Genomic DNA, 14,663 nt, shown 5'->3' with positions numbered 1-14,663 from the left:
CGCCTTGGCGCGCGACAGGGACGACCACGCCGCCTGGGCGCGCAGCAGGGCGCCACGCCGGCGCGGATCCCCGCTCAGCCAGGCGCGCAGCGCGGCTTCGTCCTCGGCGCTCAGCGGGCGCTCCCTGACGGCCCAATGGCTGGCGGCGATCTCGATCGCTTCGGCGGTTTCCGGGCTAGTTTCGGCGGGCGGCGTCACGCGGCGACTCCTTTTGCGGCTTGGTGTTGCGGTCCTGTTCGGTCATCGACCGCATGATCAGCCGCAGCCCCTTGGCGGCTTCGTTCTCAACAATGGTTTCACTGATGCCCATCACCCGGGCGATTTCCTTTTGCGGCAGCCCCTGGATCTTGCGCATCTCGAACACCTGGCGGCATCGCGCCGGCAGTTCGGCGATCAGCCGCATGACCCGGGCCAGTTCATAGCGCGCCACGGTTTCCTGCTCCGGCGACGGCGCGTCGCTCATGACGTCCAGCCGGTCGATCTCATCGACGCTGTCGATGCGGACGATGCGGGCGCGGCGCACACGCATCAGGGCGATGTTCTTGGCAACGGTGAAGAAATAGCCGCGCGGCGACAGGATATGGTCGACCTGGCTCAGCTCGGCGATCTTGCAATAGGCTTCCTGGAGGATGTCCTCGACGTCCTCCCGCGCCAGCCGGGCACGGTACAGCCAAGCGCGCACATCCGCTTCGTGCGGCAGGATCTGCGATCCTACCCAGCGGATAATGTGGTCCGGCGCCGACTCCATACTCTGCCTCCTGCAGGATTAGATGCCTGAGAAGGAGACTTCCGTACATGGGGGATAGAAATATTTGGCTTTTTCCGAGGGAACCACGGTCGCCGACGAACCGTCAGATCCGCGTCCAGGTCATCTTCTTGCACACCAGCCCGCCCAGCACACAGCCCGACGTCGTCATCGCCTCACCGCCAAGCGTAATCGTCAAGCGGTAGTGGAGATTGCGCTGCGGGTCGAAGGCCCTGCCCTTCCAAGTGCCGCCCTCGTTCTTGACGGACATGACCAGCTTGTCGCCGACCTTTTCGTCCTTCACCCCCGCCTTGATCCAGGTATTCACCGCACACAGGTCGGCGCCGCACGGCGCAATCTTTACCCGTGCCTTGCCATCACCGCGCGCCCAATCGCCCTCTGGCGAGGCCATGGCCGGCATAGCCCACAAAACGCCCAGCGCAACAACAGTCATCAGGGTATGTCTCATCGCGAACTCCTTTCTCACCTTACGTGTCGTGCGCCGCGATGGATGACCACCCGCCATAAATTCCTGATGTGAACCAGATGCCGCCCCCATGCGTAAGAGGGAAAAACAGGAGCCACAGATGGACCCAGTCCCGCTGATCGTCATCGCCCTGGGCCTGAGCCTGCTCATGACCGCCGCCTGGGTCGTGCAGCGCGTTACGGGCTCCAGCGGCTGGATCGATGCCATCTGGTCGATCGCCGTCGGCCTGGGCGGGATCGCCGCCGCGGCATGGCCGGAGATCGGCGGGCTCAACGAACGCCGCCTCACGCTCGGTATCCTGGTGGCCATCTGGGCCCTTCGGCTGGGTACCCATATCATCGCCCGCACCCACGGCGCACAGGATGATCCGCGCTACGCCAAGCTGATGCAGGACTGGGGCAGGCACGGCCCGCGCAACCTGTTCCTGTTCCTGCAGATCCAGGCGGCCGCGGCCTTTGTCCTGGTCCTGGCCGTGCGCCTCGCCGCGCTCAACCCGCAGCCATTTCCCGCCCTCACCGACCTGATCGGTTTTGCCCTCCTGATCGCCGCCATAGCCGGCGAGGCCCTGGCCGACATGCAACTGCGCCGCTTCGGCAAGGCGCACAAGGGCGCCGTCTGCGACACAGGCCTGTGGGCCTGGTCGCGCCACCCCAACTACTTCTTCGAATGGCTGGGCTGGGTCGGCTGGGCGGTCCTGGCCTTCGATCCAGCCAACCCGTGGAGCCTGCTCGCCCTCGCCGCCCCGGCCCTGATGTATTACCTGCTGGTCTACGCCTCGGGCATTCCGCCGCTGGAAGCCCACATGCTGGCCACGCGCGGCGACGCTTTCCGTGCCTACCAGCGCCGGGTCAGCGCCTTCTTTCCCCTTCCGCCCAAAAAGGAATCCGCCGATGAGCCTGCTGGCCGCCGCCGCTGAACGCGCGCCCATACCCGATGCCGTGACCCTGGCGACCATCGACTGGCTGGTCGGCCAGACCAAGCGCCAGCTTCAGCGCGGTGCCATGGGCGAGGACGCCTTTGCCAAAACCATGCGCGACTACGCCATCGCCGAACACACGGCCGACGCCAACGCCCAGCACTACGAACTGCCGCCGGAATTCTTCGCCCTCAGCCTCGGGCCTCGGCGCAAATATTCCTGCTGCTACTATCCGTCGGACGGCACGACCCTGGCCGAAGCGGAAATTCACGCCCTGGAGCAGACCTGCCATCATGCCGATCTGCGCGACGGCCAGACTGTGCTTGAGTTGGGCTGCGGCTGGGGTTCGCTGTCGCTGTATATGGCCGAGCTCTACCCAAAGTCGCGTATAACATCCGTTTCCAACTCGCATTCCCAAAGGCAATACATCACCTCGGAAGCGCGGCGGCGTGGCCTCAAGAACCTGACGGTCATCACGGCCGACATGAACGACTTCTCCATCCACGGCCGCTATGACCGGATCGTCAGCGTCGAGATGTTCGAACACATGTCGAACTGGCGCGCCCTGCTCAGCCGCGCCCGTAACTGGCTCGAAGCGGACGGCCGGCTCTTCCTGCACGTCTTTACCCACCGCAAGCATTCCTACCGCTTCCGCAATGACGGCAGCGATTGGATCGGCAAGTACTTCTTCACCGGCGGCATCATGCCAGCACACGACCTGGTGCACCGTTTCCCCGACCTGTTCGCGGTCGAACAGGAATGGCGCTGGTCGGGCGAACATTATCGCCGCACGGCCCTGGACTGGCTGGACAATTTCGACGACGACCAGGCACGGATCATGCCGATCCTGCGCAGCGTCTATGGCGATCAGGCCGGACTGTGGCGGCGGCGCTGGCGGCTGTTCTTCCTGGCCACCGCCGGACTATGGGGCCATGCCGGCGGCAGCGAATGGGGCGTCGGCCACTACCGCCTGAAGGCCGTCTAGTTTTTCATGGAATCATGCACAGCCAAGGCCAGGGTCTCCAACTGGCCCTGGGTGTTCATGCAGGCATCGTTGGCGAGCAACACATAGGCTTGCTTCGCGTCCGGGAACAGGATCACCTGGCTCGACATGCCGAACACCCCGCCGCTCTGCCACAGCTTGCGCTCGCCATTGCGGGTATTAACCTGCCAGATCAGGCCCTCGCCATAGGTCGCCACATCGCCGAAGATCAGGTCATGCGCCTTGGCGACGACCGGATCGCTTTCGTCGAGATGCCAGGCGACATAGCGAACCATATCCGCCGTCGACGAAATCAAACCACCGGCCGCGCCGACATTGGGCCGGATATAGGGCACCTCGGCGCCCTTGATGCCATAGCCCTTGACCCGCCGGCCACGATCGCGCCACGACACGGTAAAACCGGTATCCGTCATGCCCAGCGGTTCGAACACCTGCTTGCCCAGCAGGTCCTCAAAGTCGTCACCATAGACGTGCTCCAGTCCGAAACTGATCAGCTTGATGCCGAAATTCGAATAGGCCATGGTCTGGCCGGGTTCGGTCCGAAGCTGAACATCATGCAGTTCCTTCAGATACCTCGGTCGGTCATACCCCTTTTCCAGCGCCAGCAACTGATACGGCAGCTTTTCAAAATCGGCATTGACGAACAGGGCATCATTGTCCGGAATATCCCGCTGCAGGCCAGAGGTATGCGACGCCAGGGTCCGCAGAGTGACCGGCTTGCCGTTCTTTTCCAGGTTGGGATAGGCATCCTTCAGATAGGCGCGGAAATCCCCGTCCAACGTCATCTTCCCGTCCAGGATGGCGCGCGACGCCAAGACCCCGGTGAAGGTCTTGGTCACCGAGCCGATCTCATACAGGCTGTCCTTGGACGGCAGGACTGGTTTCGCCTTCGACGTCGTGCCGTAATTGTAGAAGTGGACGTTGCCGCGATCGTAAACCGCCATGGACAGGCCGACATGACATCCGTCGGCAAAGAAGGTCTCCGCCGCCGTCTGCACCGTCAGATCCAGCGAGGATTGCCCCGGATTATCCGTCGGGGTCTGGGCGAAAACCGCCACCGGCAGGAAGCTCAGGCTGAAAGCCAGAAGAACAGCGCGCATGAAACATCCCCTATTTGAGGCCCACAGGTTCCGGCTCGATTCAAGCGAATTTAAGACTAAATCCAGCGCCGGATCTTAAACCATATCAGTAGGATGATGATGATCCCGCCCATCAGCCCGCAGACGCCCCAAAAGGCTTCCGGGCTATGCAGGTAAGGCATGTAGTCGAAATTCATGCCGTAGATCGAGGCGATCAGGGTCAGCGGCAGGAAGATCACCGAGGTGATCGAAATCAGCTTGATGATGGTGCTCTGTTCGATATTGATCAGACCCAGGGCCGCCTCCAGCAGGAAGGCGATATTGCCGGCGATCGAGGCGGCATGCTCCGCCAGAGACGCCACATCCTGAGCCATGGTTGCCAGGCGCTCACGGAACACCTTGATATGGCCGACGTTAAGCCCCGCCGTCCCGGGTTCCAGATCTGAAGCGAACACGATCAGCCGCTTCAACGACGCCAGTGAATCGCGGATGCGGGCATTGTCATTCTGGGCGGCGCCCAGTTGGATCAGCACATTTTCCAGCCCCGTCTTGCGCCGCTTGACGAAAACCGACTGCGACAGGCTGTCCATGGTGGCGCCCGAGGTCTCGATCAGGTCGGCGGCACGTTGAATGAACAGGTCCAGCAGGTTCAGGAAGGTGGTCGGACCATCCTGGCAATGGGCCGGCTGCTTGCCGATCTTGTCGCCGAACGCCTTGAAGGTCGCCGGTTCTATATAACGGATAGTCACCAGCCGCCCGCCGGTCAGCACGAAGGTCACCGGCCCCGACTGCAACTGTTTGTGCCCGCCATGATAGGCGAACTGCGCCGTCATGAAGGCCGCACCATCCTCGACATACAGCCGCGATGACAGCTCGATCTCGGCCATATCCTCGCGCGTCGGCAGCAGGACGCCCAACTGGCCTTCCATCCGCAGCTCTTCGTCGCGCGTCGGGTTATGCAGGTCGATCCACACGACATTGGCTGGTAATCCGCGCGCATCCGGCGTGGTGTCGTGCAGCGAACAGGTGTGCAAGGTCAGCATGGAGATCCCCGATTTTCCGTTGCACCATTCATGAAAAGACGCGGTGGCTCAAGAGGCGCCACCGCTTGGGCATGAAAAAAGGCGGCGGCTCAAGGGTGAGCCACCGCCTTTTGTCGGATTTCGTCTGGATTAAGGTCTGCTGGGGGCTTTCGCGGCGGTCGCACCCTTGCTCGGCTTGACGGCAGCCTGGGTCTTGTCGGCTTCGACGCGGGCGACGATGGCCGCGGCGTCACTGCCGGTGACATGGGCGGCAACCGTATTGGCCTTCACGGCCAGGAAGCCGCGGTCGTTTTCGGGCGTCAGGGCGGCCTTCAGCACGGCCGGCAGTTCCGGGGCCGGCGTCGACGGCGTGGCGGCGGCAATCTGCTGATAGGGTCTGGCCGTGTAAGGCTTGGGCTCCGGCGGCAGGCCTTCGGATTCGGCGATGATCTTCTGCGCCTGGGCCTGGCCTTCCGGCGTGTCCTGATAGATGAAGCCGTTGGTCGCATAGACGGTGGTGCCGAAATCGTTCAGCGGGCCGTACCATACCTTAACCTTGGACCAGTCGCCGCGGGCCGAGACGTCCATGACGTTGACGTCCTTTTCGACCTGGCCGCGGCGGCCGTTGATCGGCGACCAGTTGGCGTGGGTGATCTGGATATAGCGCTCGGTGATGATCTGCGACACGACGGCGACGTGGCCGCGATTCATCTTGCCCTGGCGCGGGAAGACCATGACGGCGCCGGGCTTGGGCGCATTGCCGGTCTCATACTTGTTGTTCGCCTTGTCCCACCAGGTCCAGGCGTCACCGAAAATCTGCATTCCGGTCAGCGACCGGGCGAAGGTGACGCACTGCCAGTAGGGGGAACGCGAACCGCTGTTGGCCAAAGAACGGGATTGGCGGACGGAGGTCTTGATCGCCTTGACCTTCCGGGCCTTGGCCTTTTTGGACGGAGTCTGAATCGAGACCTTTTTGGTGGCGGCGGGTTTAGCCGTTGCAGCGGCCGCACTGGTGGCGTAAAACGCGGGTGCAGCGCACAAAGTGAAAGCGGCCAATACTATTGCCGACACGGTTTTCTTCACGTACTCGCTCCGTGAAAGTTGAGCCCCGTGACTTGGATACAACAGAATTATAAAATTTCAACAAACTTTTCGGCCGATCACGTAAATTGTTAACTGAATTATTCCCCTAACGAGAGGTGAATCTCGCGTTTGCGAGAGGCCCAACGCGCACCCAAGTCTCTGATAATATTGCGGAAAGGCCGCTCAATCAGATGGTGCGCCAGCATGCTGAGCGGGATAAGGGCGATAAGTCCGGCCAGCCACCAAAAGAACGGCAGCGGACCTTCGCTGCCCAGCAGCATATTCACGCCCTTCAGATAGACCCACTTCCACGGCACGTAGATCATGTAGGTGGCAAAGCTGATTTCCCCAAGGTAAACCAGCACCTTGCTGGACAGGATACCGCCGGTCTCGGCGCCCTGCTCATCACGCCCAAACCCTGCCAGGGACAGGACCAGCAGCCCTAAGGCCAGGACGGAAATAGTGTCGATGCCGTAGAACGAGGTCGCAATGATGACGGTCAGGCTGGCGATCACGGCGCCGGCGACGGCCAGTTTGGGGTTGGATACCGCACCATTGCGCCAGGCCAGGTACAGAGCCGCGCCGAACAGGAAGGTCGGGACGATTCGCAAAGCTCCCCACTGGAAGGTGGCCTTGGTCAGCGGGAAGCCGGCAATGGCGCCAAAGGCGAGGTTCAGCGCGACCACGACGGCGGCAGCGATGGCCACGGCGGTGATCGGACGGTGACGCAGCCGCCAGGCGCCCCAGGCAACGACCGGGAAACACAGATAGGCGAACCATTCGGCCGAAATCGACCAGGACGGATGGTTGAACGACGCGCTGGGCGCCAGGCCCCACGCCTGGGTCAGGGTCAGGTGGGCAGGCAGCGCAGCCCAGTTCTGCGCATTGGGATCGAGCTGGACGCCCTTAAGCGCGGCGGCGCCGATCAGCAGGATGGCGAACAGCAGGGTGGCGGCATGCAGCGGATAAACCCGCGCCAGGCGGTGATTGACGAAGGTGCCATAAGAGAACCGCCCCTCGCCCACGCTGTCGAGATAGACGTGGGACAGGATGAAGCCCGACAGGATGAAGAACAGGTCGACACCGAGATAGCCGTGCTCCATCAGCCCGAAGCTGATGGGGGTATTGAGCTCATGGATATAGGTATAGAGCACGACCCACGCGGCGGCGAAGAACCGGAGCGAGGTCAGGGGCTTGAGGTGATCCTGCATGTGTTCGATCCTGGATCAGCGGCGTTAAGATACCGCTAGGGCTGGCGTCGGAAATTATCCCGAAACGGGAATTTGACGGATCAAGTGCAGGAAGCGTGCCTGGATTGTGGACTCTAAGGTGAATGCCACGCTCCTTCACCGCGCCACGACACCAATTTACACAATATAACAACCTGTTCCCGAAATCCCCAGTGGGTCACGCATACCGCCCCCCCAATTCTTCTAAACTGAATATATTTTCTCAACCTGCCTAATGAGATCCGTAATTTTATTTAAATACCCACCACTCTCATCATTTATTTTCAATTTTCCTTCAGATATCATCCAATTTACAAAATACATTGCCTCCCCGTACTCATTTGCCAAAAATAATTCAGACAGATGATTACTTTCTTCATGTGATAAGGTAGGCCTAATATAATTACTAAAAGCGCAACCAATATTCATAATATCAGTCTGTATGATAAATAAATTTTCCCTTTCTTCCTGAGTCATAGCTATGGATTCCATGGTAAATTGGTCGGATGTCCTGTAATAATGTCTACTCCATTATCAACAGCTTTGATTTCTACACCGTCAACTGTATGACTAGTAACTGTTCTTGAACCTTGCACAACCCTACCGCCGCTTGGGCTTGGCATTGTTACTATGTCAGACAGTGTAGTCATAATTTTGTCTGCAGACCAACTCGCCGGGAATTCGGTTTTCCCAGGGATCCCGGTGCCTGCCAGATGTCCGCCCCCTGTTGCGTCGCCAGTAAAATTTCGGGGACAGGTTGTCAAATATCAAAATAGACGCAGGCTATCATCCTTTCGTTGCGACTTGACCTTTGGCTTGGGGCCGCGCTTTTGGGGTGAGAGCGTTCTGCCTGACGCCTGTTCCAGTTGCTCGATCCATGCCTTGGTCCCGACCGGCCGGCCCGTATGTTCGGACATCAAAACCTCAGACCACAAAGCGTGATCCTCAGGCACATCCGTAAGGAATGCGGAAAAATCCCCAATGCGATCAAGCCCTGGAGCAACCGTGACGTGATCCGAATCCCTGCCCGCGAAGTGCGCCTGGGTACTCGACCATGGCCATGCCTCAGCCCTGTCCGCAAGCTTCGCCTTGACCGGATTGAGCGCGACATACCGAAACGCCGCCATCAAATGATCTTCGTCCATGGCGACGGAACCGAAGCGCGCCTGGAACAGGTGCCCGCTCCACCGCCCCCGCGTGCTGACAAAGGCCGTGTAACGGCGATGGGCTTCACCGACCGCCCGCGCCAAACCGCCTTCGTCGGACGGCGTCAGGATAAGGTGCACATGGTTCGGCATCAGGCAGTAGGCCCAGCACTCGACGGCGTGCCGCCGCAGTTGTGCGCTCATGAGGTCGAGGTAAATCTGTTCGTCGCCAGCCTCGAAGAATATCCGCTCGCGGCGATTGCCACGCTGAGTCACGTGGTGAGGAACGCCAGGAATGACCATACGGGCAAGACGAGCCATCGACGCAACTCCGGTTTCCGAAAGGCCGTCATGTTAACACGAATTTTAAATTAGGCAATTAACAACCTGTCCCCGAAATGCGATGGAAATGCGATGGGCCAAATGGCCGGTAGCCAGCGCCACGAACTGTGAAAAACGGCTCATTGACCGCAGCGGAGCCCCTGCGTGATGTGCCCGCGACAGGCTATCGAACTCATGTCTCGGGACTAAACGTAAGAATTGTCCAAAAACTGTGCTATGGTGCGCCAGGGTCTGGTTCTCCGTTGTGAATCAATGGGATGTGGTAATGCCATTGTATCACAAGAGGCAGAATCAGGCCGCCTTATACTTCAAGGCCTGTGGGACAGCAGTGACTCTGACCCCTTTTCCGACTTCTGACTTCTAGACTTCTACGACTTCTACGACTTCTACGACTTCTATGACTTCTACGACTTCTACGACTTCTACGACTTCTACCCTCATGACTGCTACCCTCATAGGTCTTTTTGCACCGATCACCCCGATTAAGTGGGTCCTTTTTGTACGCCGATTCTCAATCATAGATTCCTATGACGAAGGCTCATTCCTGCAGAAGAGATTATTGGCGCGGCGCTACGAAAAAAAGAAAGTCCAATTTCATCAGGTGGATATTTGTGGACAACTTCTATGGTAATTTTTTTTCCTTTTGCCAAAGGGTAAGAAAAAAAAATCTGACCACTCTCTATAAAAGATAAGTATGTATTGATTTTTTCTTGCAGAATTATTATGTGATCACCGCCCCACTCTAAATGATCAGATATTGTCAACACGACATCACCACATTCATTATCTAAACTGATAAAATCTATAATATCTACATTCTCTACAGTCATAACTTAATCCTCACGACCCATTTTTCTTTCTGACAACCTCAACGGTAGTGGGGGGAATTTGAGTGCCGCCAGGGTAACCAGGTTTACCCTTACCTACAACAGTCGCGCCAGTTTGACCGATTTCTGGGAAAGCCACCGTTTGATTTCCAGTCAAGGGAGCAGTGTTAGACGCCTTACATTCAGTGCAAACAATATTACCCTTTGTGTCCCTCGATACAACATCTAGGCGCGTCTTGACCCCACTCCTAGTGACTACGGTAATCTCGGTCTGCACATTCGAATTCGTTACCGCTTTCTGCGCAGCGACCTGAGCTTGAAATGCGTCTCCAGCAGCCTTATTAAGAAGAATCTGAGCCTCAGGTGCGGTGCGCGAGTTCCTCAACCCACCCGATATCCCGCGGAGAAGCGCTGAGATCGGCCTCGCCACCAGATAGTCGCCTAGTGCAAATTCACCACCCATTCCAGCCACGCCAGCGCCGAAGTTATCTGCAAATTCTGCCCCCCCCTCAGCAAGATCTGCCAAGGCGTTTCCAAATTGACGATATCCCTCCCGATCCGGCATCGTTGCTGGATCGGCATAGACGCACTGTGAACAAACCTGCGTGCCAGTGGTGTCAGCGAAGTTTATTGGATCCGCACCGACGTACGCATAAAGATTCAAGTCATCATCACTGCCGATAGGATCTGTCTGCAGGAACCTGCCATAATTCGGATCATAGACCCGCGCCTTGTAGTAGTAAAGCTTGGCTTCCGGAATGGCGTACTGGCCGGTATAGCGGAACCGCGATCCGCCCCAGTAGTTATTATTGTAGAAATTCTTGGGCACACCATAGGGATCGTATTTGTACAGTTCCATCCGCGTGCCGGACGTATTCGTCGTCCCGATAACGCTGCCCTGGTAGTTGGTGACGAAAAAGTGGGCGCCGCTCGTGACGCTCGAGTCTGTGTACCAGATAACAGGATTGTCCGTCCCGCCACCGTGAAGGTAGCGATGCTTCATCGTACCGTTTTGGTATTCGCCGATCAGGTTAACGCCATCATAAGCAAACTGGGTCGTGACCAGATTGTAGCTGTAGGCCGCCAGCCGTCCTTCCGGGTCGTAGGTCAGAGTCAGGAATGGTATGGACGGTGTATTGCACCATGCCACAGACACCAGACGATTCATGTTGTCATAGGTCATGCAGCGCTTGTCGGACGCGCTGCCTTCCTTGGCGAGATTGCCATTGGCATCATAACCACCGGTCATGCTGGCCAGTGTCGCGTCGCGGTTCAGGCCGTCATAGACCGGGTTTTCCGTGCTGGACGTCTGTTCATCATAGTCGTAACGGGTTGTGCTGGCGTCCCAGATTGTGATCTGGCCCGCCGGATTGCGTTCCTTAAAAAGCCAGTTGATATCGTCGTCCGCTCCGGCCATATCATGTCCCATGGAGGTCAGGCGGCCGAGATTGTCGTAACCATAAGACGTGGTGGTTGAATTGTTGCGCGAGACGGACGTCATGCGCCCCAGGTTGTCATAACCGAGCGTGAAACTGTAAGCCCCCATCCCCGAGGACGTCAGCCGGTTGAGCGTGTCACGGGTGTAGGGCTGCCATTTGCCGTCGGGATAGGTCAGTTTTGATCGCGCCGAGGCCTGATTATAATCATAGTGCACCGCCCGTCCGTACATGTCCATGCTGTCGCTTACCCGACCCAGGCCGTCGTAAGCATAGGTCACCCCGGGGTTTCCCCCGGCCGTGCCGCTAAAGCGCTTATAGAGAATATTCCCGATGAGATCGTAGCCGGTAAAGACATCGACGGATTGCCCGGGCGAGCCGCAGAGTGCCCCGGAAACACTTTCGCGAACCGTACGATTCAGAGGGTCATGGCAGTAACGAATAACCGTGCCGTTACGACGGCGCCAATAATTGCGATTGCCGTTGGCGTCGTAGTCGTACTCTTCGTAATCGGTCGTGCTGGAAGAACCGGCACCCAATGCAACATTGGGATAGCGCAGCTTTTTCAACCGATTGAAGGCATCATACTCGAAGGTCGTCAGATTGCCATTGGCGTCCTTCTCCGTCTCCTTTTGACCGCTCACCGTGTAGGTATATTTGGCATAGGTCTGCTGCAGGGTCTGCGGAAAACCGTTGCCCTGTGTCACGCCGTAAGCCCGGATGACATCCGTCAACTGCCCGGCCACGTCATATTGGTTTTTCGTAATGCGATCAGGACCGAAGCTTCCTTCAAGTCCCAAAGCGCAGGCGTCTGACGGCAAAGCACCATAAGCCGCCGGGTTCATACGGACCGCGGTACAGATCGGCCGGTTATACTCGTCATAATTAATCTGAGTGACATTTACGACAGTTTGCGCCGCACTCTGTGTTACCGCCGCGCCGAACGCACACACAGCCAGCAAGCTCGTCAGAAGGCCTTTAAAGGTCATGGCAACACCACAGTCTGCGTTTTGGTCGGCATGCCGCTGGTGGTGTCATAGGTATTCAAAACATAGCTGGCGGCGGTGAAATCTGAACCGGACGTGGTGTTGGCCGTGCCGGCCTCGACCTGCAAAACCCGGCCTTCAGGATCATAGGTCGTCCGCGTTGCCTGTCTGCGAAGGGGACCGGAACCATCCGGATCCGCACTGATTTTCAGACGGGGACGCCCATACAGGTCATAGGTCGTGTATCGGGTATCGTCGACATCCGTTCGCGGCCCTTTTTCGGAGGTGACATGGCCGAAATTATCATAGGTGTAGGAGATCGTAGTCGACAACCCACCCCCGCCGAGAGTTGTCACCGATACCGGCAGGACATTCTTATAGACCGGGTTTGTGTTGTCGCTACCGTAGCTGATGGTGGTTTTGATTTCATCCGATGTCCCGACACAGGTCGCAAGCGTCATGGTTTTACAGACAGACGTTCCGGTAAGTCGCCATACCGGCGGTTGGGCCACCATAGTGCCCGTGGCGGACTTGAGCCGAGGCGTAATTTGACTGTAGCTGTATCGCTTTTGCGGTTGGACGCCGTTAACCGCCGGGCCGGTTTCGGTTAAAATGCCGCCATGGACAGCGTCGTAGGTAAAGGTCGTGGTGTTTCCGTTGGCATCGGTCACGGATGTAGGCTTGTTACAGGTTACACGATTGGTGCAGGTGGCGGGATATACCGCCGACGCGGTGATCGGTGTCCCGCCCCCTTCCGGGTAGGTTTTCGACTGCGTCGGATTCCACCGGGAATCGTAGTCGTATTGTGTGTATCCCCCCGTGAGGGTCGAACCACTATAGGTCGCCTCGGGAGAGATCACCTTGCCGATGTAGGGCGGTCTGGCGAAAACATATTTTGTTGTGCGGCCCAACTCATCCTCAACGGACTCGACAGGCACGTAACGATAACTGCTCGGGCGAGGATGGCCCAAAAATTTAAGGTAACGCTTGGTGTTGTCCGGATTGGTTACGGTTGTTGTACTAATACCGCTGCCGGAAGGAAGCGAGTAGGCATAGGACCACGTCTTGCCATTGCGCGTCAATGTCTTGACTTTGTTATCATTATCCCAATACCAAAAGGCATTGGTACCCGTGTGGGTCGGAAAAAGCGTGGTCGAGACACTTCCCCCCGCAGGACTTGAATAGCCGGATACATACCATGTTTGCCAGGGGTTGGTATTCCCCGCCGTCACGCCGATGGACTGCCCGGAATTCGGATAAAAACCTTGACCACTGAGGTACGGAGATGTCGCCTGGTCCGCGGCAGCACATCTGTTCGCAGTAGGATCGCAATAGTCCAAAGTTGCATTAACGATGGCAATCTTCTCTGGCGGCGGCGGCCCGAAAGAACTCTGATATTGGTATCTTACCGTCCAGCCAAGCGAACTCGTCACCTGAAGCGGGGAGAGGGCATTCATATTGATGGAAATTGGGTATGCATTCTGAGTGATATACAGGTGCCAATAAGAATATTCCAACACCTCACCGTCTGGCTTTACCAGTTTGGTGATGCGTCCATAATTGCCCTGCAAGCCCAGCATCCTTGGCCCCATGTGCGTCCGCAGGAACGTCGCCACCGAGCCGTCGCGCATGACAAAGGTACAGGTCGATCCAGTGCAATTTAAAGTCGTCGCCGTATACTCAGACGCCTGCCCGTTAAGCTGACAATGTGTGAAATATTCGTCATAGCCAAACCCTTGACCATCCGGCGACCCCGCAACTTGGGGAGAGCAGTCATAGCCCGTCTCCTCGCTTTTGCCATACCCGTCTATAAAATTAACGTTATCTGCAGTTGTCCACTGGGGAAAATAAAACCACTCACTGGTGCCGTTCACGCTGACATTGACCATGCCGTTGTACTTATCACCATTGTAAAATCCCGCAGTGATCGTACCGGACAGATTATCCGTAATCGGATTATAGCCCAGGCCGGTTCTGGAAATGCCACTGCCGTTACTACCCGCTGCCAGGGTAGACATCGGCACGGTCAATGACCCGCCAATCAAATCGACGCCATTGACGTCGCGAGCCGAAACCGTCGGAGGTAAAATGCCCACGCCGCTCTGAGCCTTGGCGCTATGTGACACCGCAGTGCCGAGGCAAACCACCATCAAGCTCAGCAATGGCAACCGCACCAATATGCAAGATTTTCCGTCGAGCATCCAAAAAACTCCAAAATCCAACCCTGCGATTCCGTAAAAACGCTGAAATAATTAACGGTGATGGTGTTGCGGTTTGCGCGAATGCCTCAGCCGAGAGCCCCAACTCGACCGCGTGGGTACCGGCTTGGAGGCGGGCAAAATCAAATGCGCAATCAAAAAGCT

Annotated in this window: 15 protein-coding genes and 1 pseudogene; 2 read left to right on the top strand and 14 right to left on the bottom strand. The window is 57.7% G+C overall.

Annotated features, from left to right (window positions below):
• The 3 genes and pseudogenes from ABAC460_RS0124590 to ABAC460_RS35705 form a co-directional block, all read right to left on the bottom strand.
• Positions 1–198 (bottom strand): annotated as a pseudogene (locus ABAC460_RS0124590) (FecR family protein); the annotation flags it as partial.
• Positions 176–748 carry an RNA polymerase sigma factor gene (locus tag ABAC460_RS35710; RefSeq protein WP_023453498.1) on the bottom strand — a complete coding sequence of 191 codons (573 nt, stop codon included), beginning with the start codon at positions 746–748 and terminating at the stop codon, positions 176–178. The pseudogene ABAC460_RS0124590 and the gene ABAC460_RS35710, both read right to left, overlap by 23 nt.
• 103 nt (positions 749–851) lie before the next feature.
• On the bottom strand, positions 852–1,214 hold the full coding sequence (locus ABAC460_RS35705; protein ID WP_023453497.1) for a DUF2147 domain-containing protein: 363 nt from the start codon (positions 1,212–1,214) through the stop codon (positions 852–854).
• Between the two features lie 118 nt (positions 1,215–1,332).
• Here ABAC460_RS35705 and ABAC460_RS35700 point away from each other — a divergent pair, with 118 nt between their 5' ends.
• Together ABAC460_RS35700 and ABAC460_RS35695 are read left to right on the top strand one after the other, a co-directional pair.
• On the top strand, positions 1,333–2,148 hold the full coding sequence (locus tag ABAC460_RS35700) for a DUF1295 domain-containing protein (protein WP_023453496.1): 816 nt from the start codon (positions 1,333–1,335) through the stop codon (positions 2,146–2,148).
• The gene (locus tag ABAC460_RS35695; RefSeq protein WP_023453495.1) at positions 2,123–3,133 is read left to right on the top strand and encodes an SAM-dependent methyltransferase; all 1,011 of its coding nucleotides are present in this window, start codon (positions 2,123–2,125) and stop codon (positions 3,131–3,133) included. The genes ABAC460_RS35700 and ABAC460_RS35695 overlap by 26 nt, the downstream gene beginning before the upstream one ends.
• On the opposite strand, the gene ABAC460_RS35690 is transcribed toward ABAC460_RS35695, so the two are convergent.
• The 11 genes from ABAC460_RS35690 to ABAC460_RS49665 all read right to left on the bottom strand — a co-directional run bounded on the left by ABAC460_RS35690 (position 3,130) and on the right by ABAC460_RS49665 (position 14,501).
• Positions 3,130–4,251, bottom strand: a complete 1,122-nt coding sequence (locus tag ABAC460_RS35690; RefSeq protein WP_023453494.1) for a serine hydrolase domain-containing protein — start codon at positions 4,249–4,251, stop codon at positions 3,130–3,132. The two genes, ABAC460_RS35695 and ABAC460_RS35690, sit on opposite strands and share 4 nt — an antisense overlap.
• A 56-nt stretch (positions 4,252–4,307) precedes the next feature.
• On the bottom strand, positions 4,308–5,273 hold the full coding sequence (locus ABAC460_RS35685) for a magnesium transporter CorA family protein (protein WP_023453493.1): 966 nt from the start codon (positions 5,271–5,273) through the stop codon (positions 4,308–4,310).
• A gap of 129 nt (positions 5,274–5,402) precedes the next feature.
• Complete coding sequence (locus ABAC460_RS35680; protein ID WP_031236768.1) at positions 5,403–6,335, bottom strand: CHAP domain-containing protein; 933 nt, start codon at positions 6,333–6,335, stop codon at positions 5,403–5,405.
• A 98-nt stretch (positions 6,336–6,433) separates the two neighbouring features.
• Complete coding sequence (locus ABAC460_RS35675; protein WP_023453491.1) at positions 6,434–7,546, bottom strand: acyltransferase family protein; 1,113 nt, start codon at positions 7,544–7,546, stop codon at positions 6,434–6,436.
• Positions 7,547–7,768: 222 nt separating this feature from the next.
• Positions 7,769–8,041 (bottom strand): hypothetical protein, encoded by a 273-nt coding sequence (locus ABAC460_RS49675; protein WP_155914634.1) that lies wholly within the window; start codon positions 8,039–8,041, stop codon positions 7,769–7,771.
• A gap of 2 nt (positions 8,042–8,043) precedes the next feature.
• Entirely contained in the window at positions 8,044–8,328 is a 285-nt protein-coding gene (locus ABAC460_RS51245) for an EndoU domain-containing protein (protein ID WP_081716529.1), read from the bottom strand.
• A gap of 3 nt (positions 8,329–8,331) precedes the next feature.
• Entirely contained in the window at positions 8,332–9,030 is a 699-nt protein-coding gene (locus ABAC460_RS35670; RefSeq protein WP_023453490.1) for a transposase, read from the bottom strand.
• Positions 9,031–9,075: 45 nt separating this feature from the next.
• On the bottom strand, positions 9,076–9,279 hold the full coding sequence (locus tag ABAC460_RS51195; protein ID WP_081716528.1) for a DUF4372 domain-containing protein: 204 nt from the start codon (positions 9,277–9,279) through the stop codon (positions 9,076–9,078).
• Positions 9,280–9,566: 287 nt separating this feature from the next.
• Entirely contained in the window at positions 9,567–9,881 is a 315-nt protein-coding gene (locus ABAC460_RS49670; protein ID WP_155914633.1) for a DUF6572 domain-containing protein, read from the bottom strand.
• Between the two features lie 10 nt (positions 9,882–9,891).
• Positions 9,892–12,303, bottom strand: a complete 2,412-nt coding sequence (locus ABAC460_RS35665; protein ID WP_023453489.1) for an RHS repeat-associated core domain-containing protein — start codon at positions 12,301–12,303, stop codon at positions 9,892–9,894.
• The gene (locus tag ABAC460_RS49665) at positions 12,300–14,501 is read right to left on the bottom strand and encodes a hypothetical protein (protein WP_155914632.1); all 2,202 of its coding nucleotides are present in this window, start codon (positions 14,499–14,501) and stop codon (positions 12,300–12,302) included. Before ABAC460_RS49665 ends, ABAC460_RS35665 begins: the two co-directional genes overlap by 4 nt.
• Positions 14,502–14,663 lie beyond the last annotated feature (162 nt).

The sequence above is a fragment of the Asticcacaulis sp. AC460 genome (genome assembly GCF_000495795.1).
Classification (GTDB): Bacteria; Pseudomonadota; Alphaproteobacteria; order Caulobacterales; family Caulobacteraceae; genus Asticcacaulis.
Note: the sequence above shows the minus strand (reverse complement) of the source record. Positions and strands in the feature narration are given on the sequence as shown.

Excerpts from the sequence above, each read along its gene's own strand:
- ABAC460_RS35710 (WP_023453498.1), bottom strand. The coding sequence starts at position 748 with ATGGAGTCGGCGCCGGACCACATTATCCGCTGGGTAGGATCGCAGATC.
- ABAC460_RS35690 (WP_023453494.1), bottom strand. The coding sequence starts at position 4,251 with ATGCGCGCTGTTCTTCTGGCTTTCAGCCTGAGCTTCCTGCCGGTGGCG.
- ABAC460_RS49675 (WP_155914634.1), bottom strand. The coding sequence starts at position 8,041 with ATGACTCAGGAAGAAAGGGAAAATTTATTTATCATACAGACTGATATT.
- ABAC460_RS35700 (WP_023453496.1), top strand. The coding sequence starts at position 1,333 with ATGGACCCAGTCCCGCTGATCGTCATCGCCCTGGGCCTGAGCCTGCTC.
- ABAC460_RS35670 (WP_023453490.1), bottom strand. The coding sequence starts at position 9,030 with ATGGCTCGTCTTGCCCGTATGGTCATTCCTGGCGTTCCTCACCACGTG.
- ABAC460_RS35685 (WP_023453493.1), bottom strand. The coding sequence starts at position 5,273 with ATGCTGACCTTGCACACCTGTTCGCTGCACGACACCACGCCGGATGCG.
- ABAC460_RS35695 (WP_023453495.1), top strand. The coding sequence starts at position 2,123 with ATGAGCCTGCTGGCCGCCGCCGCTGAACGCGCGCCCATACCCGATGCC.
- ABAC460_RS35705 (WP_023453497.1), bottom strand. The coding sequence starts at position 1,214 with ATGAGACATACCCTGATGACTGTTGTTGCGCTGGGCGTTTTGTGGGCT.
- ABAC460_RS49670 (WP_155914633.1), bottom strand. The coding sequence starts at position 9,881 with ATGACTGTAGAGAATGTAGATATTATAGATTTTATCAGTTTAGATAAT.
- ABAC460_RS35665 (WP_023453489.1), bottom strand. The coding sequence starts at position 12,303 with ATGACCTTTAAAGGCCTTCTGACGAGCTTGCTGGCTGTGTGTGCGTTC.
- ABAC460_RS49665 (WP_155914632.1), bottom strand. The coding sequence starts at position 14,501 with ATGCTCGACGGAAAATCTTGCATATTGGTGCGGTTGCCATTGCTGAGC.
- ABAC460_RS35675 (WP_023453491.1), bottom strand. The coding sequence starts at position 7,546 with ATGCAGGATCACCTCAAGCCCCTGACCTCGCTCCGGTTCTTCGCCGCC.